This is a genomic window from Kitasatospora sp. P5_F3 (assembly GCF_054049135.1).
Genome location: NZ_JBFUMY010000142.1, coordinates 1 through 5,966, shown reverse-complemented (window position 1 = coordinate 5,966; position 5,966 = coordinate 1). Strand labels below are relative to the sequence as shown.

Genomic DNA, 5,966 nt, shown 5'->3' with positions numbered 1-5,966 from the left:
CCTACCTCGACTACGCCGCACGCAACCCGGCGGTCTACGACGCCATCTTCCAACTCGACGGCGGCCTGGCCTTCGCGAACGAGGACACCCCACAACCTCTCAAGGACGCCTTCGCCGCCCTGTTGGAAAGCCTCGGCGAGGTCGCCGGGGACGGCGTGCACCCAGGACTGTTCACCGAGACGTTCTGGGCAGCCCTGCACGGACTGGCCACCCTGACCCGGGCGGGACGGCTGCCGCCGGAGGACACCGAGTGGAGGGTGGGACTGCTGGTCGACCGGCTCTCCATCGTCTGACACACAATCCCGGCCGGGCACGCAGCCGGAGTCCCCTGTTCCWGCTGGCCGATTGCTGCGCCGGTCCGGAGCAGCAGGACGGGACCAAGCCGATGGTGCCGGCCTGAGCCGCCGCAGCCCCGCTGACGGGCGGTCAGTAAGACGACGGTGGGCTTGGTCCAGCATTAGTGACTGTTGCCGTACCGATCATGGTGGGCCGCGGTTCGAGTGAGGCGGCCCGTCCGGGTGGTCTCGGTGGGTGTGAACGCCGGGGCCCGGCTTCGAAGCTCGCCTGCTGGTCGGGGACTGACTACACGCCAGTTGTTTCGTCGACTGGGGCTGGTGACGTGCCCACGAGCTTGCGGAGGAAGCGATCAACCTGCTCTTCAAGCGGGGGCCAGTGCTGGTCGGGCTGGTTGACCCGCATGGACACCGCGCCGTGTACGGCGGCGCGTAGGTCGAGGGCCACCGTAGAGGCGTCGTCCATCGGGGCCAGGCCGGCGTCCATGCACCTTTGGACGGCGGCCGTGGTCGTACGTCCGAGTTCTTCCTTGAAGCGCATGTCCGTGCGCTGGTTGAGGGTGCTCTCGTGCAGCACCTTGTAGAGCCCCGGGTGTTCGTGTGCCCAGATGCCCAGGGCGAGGGTCCGGGCGCGCAGTTGGGCGACCGGGCCGTCCTCGGCGAGCTCGGCCTGCTGCACGGCGCGCATCAGGTTCTGCTGGCAGCGCTCCAGTACGGCCAGTACGAGCGCGTCGCGGTCGGGAAAGTGCAGGTACACCGACGTCGCGGCGACGTTGATCTCCCGGGCGACGGCCCTGAGGGACAGGGCCTGGTCGTCGCCGAGCTCGTTGAGCATGCGGAGAGTGGCGGTGACTACTTCCTCACGGAGACGTTCGCCCTGTCCCCGGGGATTGCGCCCGCGCGGCTGTTGCTTGCTCGATGACTTTGCATCCACGGTGATCGATTGTATCTGCACATCCGTTGCCCTACAGTCGTATCGCTACAGCTGTTCACTCATGAGGGGGAGCCTTGCCCAGCGCACGACTCGAAGAGAACAAGCAGACCGTTCTGGCCTTCTACCAGGCCGCGATCAACGACAAGGACCACAACGCGGCCTCGAAGCTGCTCAGCCACAGCTACATCCAGCACAATCCCCGGATCGTCGATGGACTGGAAGGCTTCCGGGAGTTCGTCGAAACTCTCAAGGCGGACTTCCCCCACCTCCGCGCCGAGGTGAAGCGGATCTTTGCCGAGGGCGACCACGTGATCGCCCACGTCCACGGCATCCGGGTGCCCGGCGGCCCCGGGACGGCGATCGTCGACATCTTCCGCCTGGAGGACGGCCGGATCGCCGAACACTGGGACGTCATGCAGCAGATCCCCGACGAGGCACGCAACCAGAACGGCATGTTCTGAGTGGACGATGGCCTCGCTCGGGTGATCTTGCGGCCTTCCGCGCATGAGAGCAGGGCCTCTGGCCACCGCTGATCGGCGGGTCTAGTGCCTCCGCCACGGAGGCCTCCACCACACAGCACCACCGGGCCGCCGAGCAGAGCAGCCGCGCCACGCCCCGACGCTGCTGACCTCCTACCGGCCGGGCCTCGCGCAACACCCCCTGCTGCGCCGGGGCCTGACCCCGGGCCCGCTGCCAGGGCTCTCACCCCACCCGCCCCGGACCCGGTGACTTGCGTCGGGGTCGTGGTCTCGCGCGGCGGACGCCTGGACCTGCCGGAGGGGGACTGCGAAAGCACGGCGCGGAGTGCGTCCGCAGATCTGACGTACCCTCACTCGGGACGAACGACCGTGCGGTGATGGGGGCTGAGGGTGACGGGGAACCTGAGAGCGGAGAAGGTCGGCCGGTACCTCTACCTGCTGGCTCTCCTGCTGCTGCTGGTCGAGGTGGTCGGCTTCGCCGCGACGCTCAGGTCAGGCGCGCCGGTCGGGCTGCAGGCTCTGCATCAGCCGCTCGTCCTCCTCCCGGCCGGTGCGGTCGCCTTCTTCCTGGCGCTCCTGAAGGGCACTCGGCCGGGGGAGCGGTCGATCTTCTGGATGACCCTGGCAGTGGTGGTGGTCGTCTTCCCTGTCGGTTTGGTTGTCCTGTCCTCGTCTGCTGACGAGACCGGACGTCATGCCGCGCCGGGCCGTGCCGACCGCGAGCTGGTGGTGGAGAAGGACCGGGACTTTGAACCGTACGTCCGGATCTACGTCGAGCAGGGCAGTGGCCTCACCGCCCGCCGCTGGAAGGTCGGTGCCGTCAGCGGTGACGACCTGGTCGGTGTGGAGTGGGACGGTCCGGACCGGATCAAGGTGACCACTGCCCCTGGCAAGGAGCGCGAGGTCCAGCTGATCGAGCTGGCGCCGGACGGTGCCCCTCGGACCGTAGCGAAGTAGCGCGACCGCCGGGTATCGCTGGACGCTCGGCACCGAACCAGTTTCGTCCAGGACGAAAGACAAGCACGTCGCTAGGGCGCTTCTACCGTCACCCGGCGGGCGGGGTCGAGATCTTCGGCGCGGACAGGTTGTTGGCGGACAGGTAGACGCTGTCGGACGCCGGGTCGAGCCAGAACGTTGCCGAATCGGCCAGGGCCAGCTCACGGTCGAGCTTCGCACTGTGCAGCCAGACGGCGCCGTTCGGCAGGAAGGCGGCGAGATCCGGGGAGACCTGCGGAAGCGCCGTATCCCTGGCCTCCCGCCCCTTCAGTAGGCGGGCCACCTCCCCTGGCTGGAGCCGCAACACCGCATCGATGTAGTAGTCGGACGGCCCAGGCACCCGCCCGCCCGAGTTGTCGTGCGGGTCGAACTGCCAGTGTGCCCCGACGATCTGGCCCAGCTTCGGCAGACGTGCGGTCAGCTCCTCAGTGCTGGTGCGGACTTCGAGCTTGGTCGGCGCGGCGGCCGGTGGCGGCTCGGCCGCACTGCCGCACGCGGTTAGCTGCGCCGTCAGCAGCGCGGCCGCCAGCAGGCCGTTCCGTATCCTCATCGAACTCCCCCGATTGCGAGCGGGCCCCGGCACGGTCTGCCGAGGCCCGGTCGCGATCCTAGGGGTTTAAGGCAGCGATCAGCAGTAACCGGCCCGGGGCTGACTGCTGTTCAGCTGGTCACCAAGGGCGGAGAACGCCCGCTCGGCGGCCCGCTGCCAGTCTGTGGTGGACCAGCGGTCGTCGGTCTGGTCGTCGGCGCTGCGGATGGTGGAGCGGATCAGCGCGTGCAGGTGGAACGGCCACACTGCGTACGGGTTCTCGCTGACGATGGGGCGCTCAACGAGCCGTTGCGCGGCGGCTTCGTGGGTGAGGCCAGCGGCTTGGGTGGCCAGCGGGAGGTCGAAGGCGTCCAGTAGGGACACCGAGCGCAGGACGTGCCGCTCGTCGGGGGTGAGGTCTTTGGCTTGGAGGGTGCGGGCGATCAACGCGGGGAAGTCGTGCTCGAAGTCGTCCGGTTCCATGGTGCGGCCGCTGCGGCGGAGTTCGAGGTAGCGGAGTGCGGCGAGGTCGAGGTTGAGCGGCAGGCCGTGGGAGCGGCGGACGATGACCTGCCGTACGGCAGGCTCGATGAGGGGTTGGCCGTCGCGGGTGAGGCGGCGGGTCGGCCTAGAGGGCTTGGACTCGGAGGATGTAGACGCGCTCGTCGCGCGGGATGATCATGTACCAGAGGATGCCGTCCTCGACGTCGGCGGTCTTCATCTTCTCGCCGGCCCCTTGGTAGGAGGTGCCGTCCAGGTAGAGCGCGGCGGCGGCACGGACGATCTCGTCGGCCTTCTTCTCGACCTGGGCCACGAACGCGAGAGGCGCATCAGTGATGACGCTGGCCTCGTCCGGTGCCCCGCCACAAATCCGTCCTGTGCCGGTTACGCCAGCAACTGGTCCACCACCACGCAGATCGCCGCCCTCGGCGACCTCGCCACCACCAACCTCGACCCCGCAAAGAAGTTCCAGAACAGGACCGGACTGCTGACCGTCGAGGCCGGCACAGGTGGCACCGCCGCACTCTGGTACTACCCCGTCGACCCATYCGCGCCGGACACCGCATTCGGCCCCCCGATCCGGCTCGCCGTATCAGGCTGGGAACAGAAGGACCTCATCTCCTCGGGCGACTGGGCCGAACAGGGCCACCCCGGCATCTGGGCCCGTAACCGCAGCACCGGCGAACTCCGCGCCTACACATTCACCACAGGCACCATCTCGATCCCCGACCCTTTCGGCTTCGGCGAGCCCACCATCATCCCGGTGATCACAGGTATCGCCACCAGCACCCTCATCGGAGCCAACGTCACTGTTGCCTCCTGGCCGCGAGTCGGTTCCGACGGTGACCTCACCAACAATGCCAACGGCGACGGCAGCCCCACCCTGTGGGGAATCACCCCCAGCGGTGACATCCAGATCTGGACCGGCAGCCTCGCCGGCACCGCCGGAAACCCCAACTACACATGGAAGTCCGGACCCACCACCGTGCTCAGCACCACCGCCGACACAGCCAGGTGGCCGCTCGGCAAATCCGCGTTCAAGGACGGCAAGGCAAGTGACACCGGCGGCGTGAACCCCGCCACCCCCACCGGCACCCCGGCCTGGACAGCCGACCACAAGGGAACCGCTGACGGCGCCAGCGTCCTGAGCGACGCCACGACCACCAGGTACTACACCGCCGCCGCCGCGACCGACACCAGCAAGAGCTACACCGTCGCCGCATGGGTCAAGCTCACGGACACCAGCAGCTACCAGACCTTCGTCACTCAGAACGGCAACGAACGAGGCGCCTACTACCTCCAGTACTCCCCGGCGTTCGGGTCCTGGGCCTTCGTCGCTCCCGGCGACGACTACCTCAACACCGGCGCCTACTACGCGGCATCCGCCGCCGCCCCGCCCAAGACCGGTGAATGGACCCACCTCGTCGGCACGTTCGACGCCACCACCCACGCGATGACCCTGTACGTCAACGGCAACCGCGCCGGCACCGGCACCAACCCCACCCCCTGGAAGGCCACCGGACCAACCACCATCGGGATCGCAGACACCCTCACCTACGCGCCGGACAGCGCGGTCCGCGGATCCGTCGACGACGTCCGCACCTACCCCTACACACTCACCCCGGAACAGATCAGCAACATCTACACCAGCTGACAAAAGCAAGAGCAACCGATGCGCCGGCACCGGTACCCCCGCTGCCGGCCCGTCGTCGCCTGCAGTACCCAGCCGCGTGGCTCGCGCCGCCCCTGCTTCCTTTCCCCACAGCAACCCTCGCCGACCAAGCCCGCAACAGCGCGGAGCCGCCGACAGGCTCGGCCGGGGCTGCCCGTCCGAACCCGGATCGCCTCAAGCGGGAGCGGGCGCAGGCACGGTGTACGGCTGAGAAAGAGCGCGTGAAACGGGTAATGCAGTCTCCACTAATGTCTGAACGATCATGCGGCGAACTTGCCGCACACAAGCCTTCAGGAGCCTTGAGCGCCATGCCGTCCTCCGCCATCCCAAGCACCCGCGATCCCAGAGTCCTGGCGGTGGCCACGCAGGTGCTGTTGCTCCTGCAGGCCGTCGAGCAGGTCGTGCTCGCAGTGACCGACGGGACCGGCTCCCAGCTGTACTTCGAGACCGGGCGCTGGACCATACCCCTCTTCCTCGTCACCGTCCTTGTGTTCCTCAGCTGGTTCCGGCGTTGTCGCCTGAACGGTGAGGTCCTCGCCCCGAAGAGCCACACGTACACGCC

7 protein-coding genes and 1 pseudogene are annotated in these 5,966 nt (G+C 68.2%); 5 read left to right on the top strand and 3 right to left on the bottom strand.

Going from position 1 to position 5,966, the window contains the following annotated elements:
* Positions 1–293: TetR-like C-terminal domain-containing protein (locus ACXJMZ_RS36245; RefSeq protein WP_457034262.1), on the top strand; the 293-nt coding region annotated here is incomplete at its 5' end.
* 289 nt (positions 294–582) lie between these two features.
* Here the strand turns inward: ACXJMZ_RS36245 and ACXJMZ_RS36240 are convergent.
* Positions 583–1,128 carry a TetR/AcrR family transcriptional regulator gene (locus ACXJMZ_RS36240; protein ID WP_457034261.1) on the bottom strand — a complete coding sequence of 182 codons (546 nt, stop codon included), beginning with the start codon at positions 1,126–1,128 and terminating at the stop codon, positions 583–585.
* Between the two features lie 173 nt (positions 1,129–1,301).
* Here ACXJMZ_RS36240 and ACXJMZ_RS36235 point away from each other — a divergent pair, with 173 nt between their 5' ends.
* Together ACXJMZ_RS36235 and ACXJMZ_RS36230 are read left to right on the top strand one after the other, a co-directional pair.
* On the top strand, positions 1,302–1,688 hold the full coding sequence (locus tag ACXJMZ_RS36235; protein WP_457034260.1) for a nuclear transport factor 2 family protein: 387 nt from the start codon (positions 1,302–1,304) through the stop codon (positions 1,686–1,688).
* A 408-nt stretch (positions 1,689–2,096) separates the two neighbouring features.
* The gene (locus ACXJMZ_RS36230; protein ID WP_457034259.1) at positions 2,097–2,663 is read left to right on the top strand and encodes a hypothetical protein; all 567 of its coding nucleotides are present in this window, start codon (positions 2,097–2,099) and stop codon (positions 2,661–2,663) included.
* 88 nt (positions 2,664–2,751) lie between these two features.
* Here the strand turns inward: ACXJMZ_RS36230 and ACXJMZ_RS36225 are convergent, their stop codons facing one another.
* Both ACXJMZ_RS36225 and ACXJMZ_RS36220 read right to left on the bottom strand, forming a co-directional pair.
* Positions 2,752–3,252, bottom strand: a complete 501-nt coding sequence (locus tag ACXJMZ_RS36225; RefSeq protein ID WP_457034258.1) for a hypothetical protein — start codon at positions 3,250–3,252, stop codon at positions 2,752–2,754.
* Between the two features lie 78 nt (positions 3,253–3,330).
* Positions 3,331–3,714: a hypothetical protein gene (locus ACXJMZ_RS36220; RefSeq protein ID WP_457034257.1), complete on the bottom strand. Its 384-nt coding sequence runs from the start codon at positions 3,712–3,714 to the stop codon at positions 3,331–3,333.
* Positions 3,715–3,868: 154 nt separating this feature from the next.
* Here ACXJMZ_RS36220 and ACXJMZ_RS36215 point away from each other — a divergent pair, with 154 nt between their 5' ends.
* Entirely contained in the window at positions 3,869–5,386 is a 1,518-nt protein-coding gene (locus ACXJMZ_RS36215; protein ID WP_457034256.1) for a LamG domain-containing protein, read from the top strand.
* Between the two features lie 374 nt (positions 5,387–5,760).
* Positions 5,761–5,966 (top strand): annotated as a pseudogene (locus ACXJMZ_RS36210) (hypothetical protein); the annotation flags it as partial.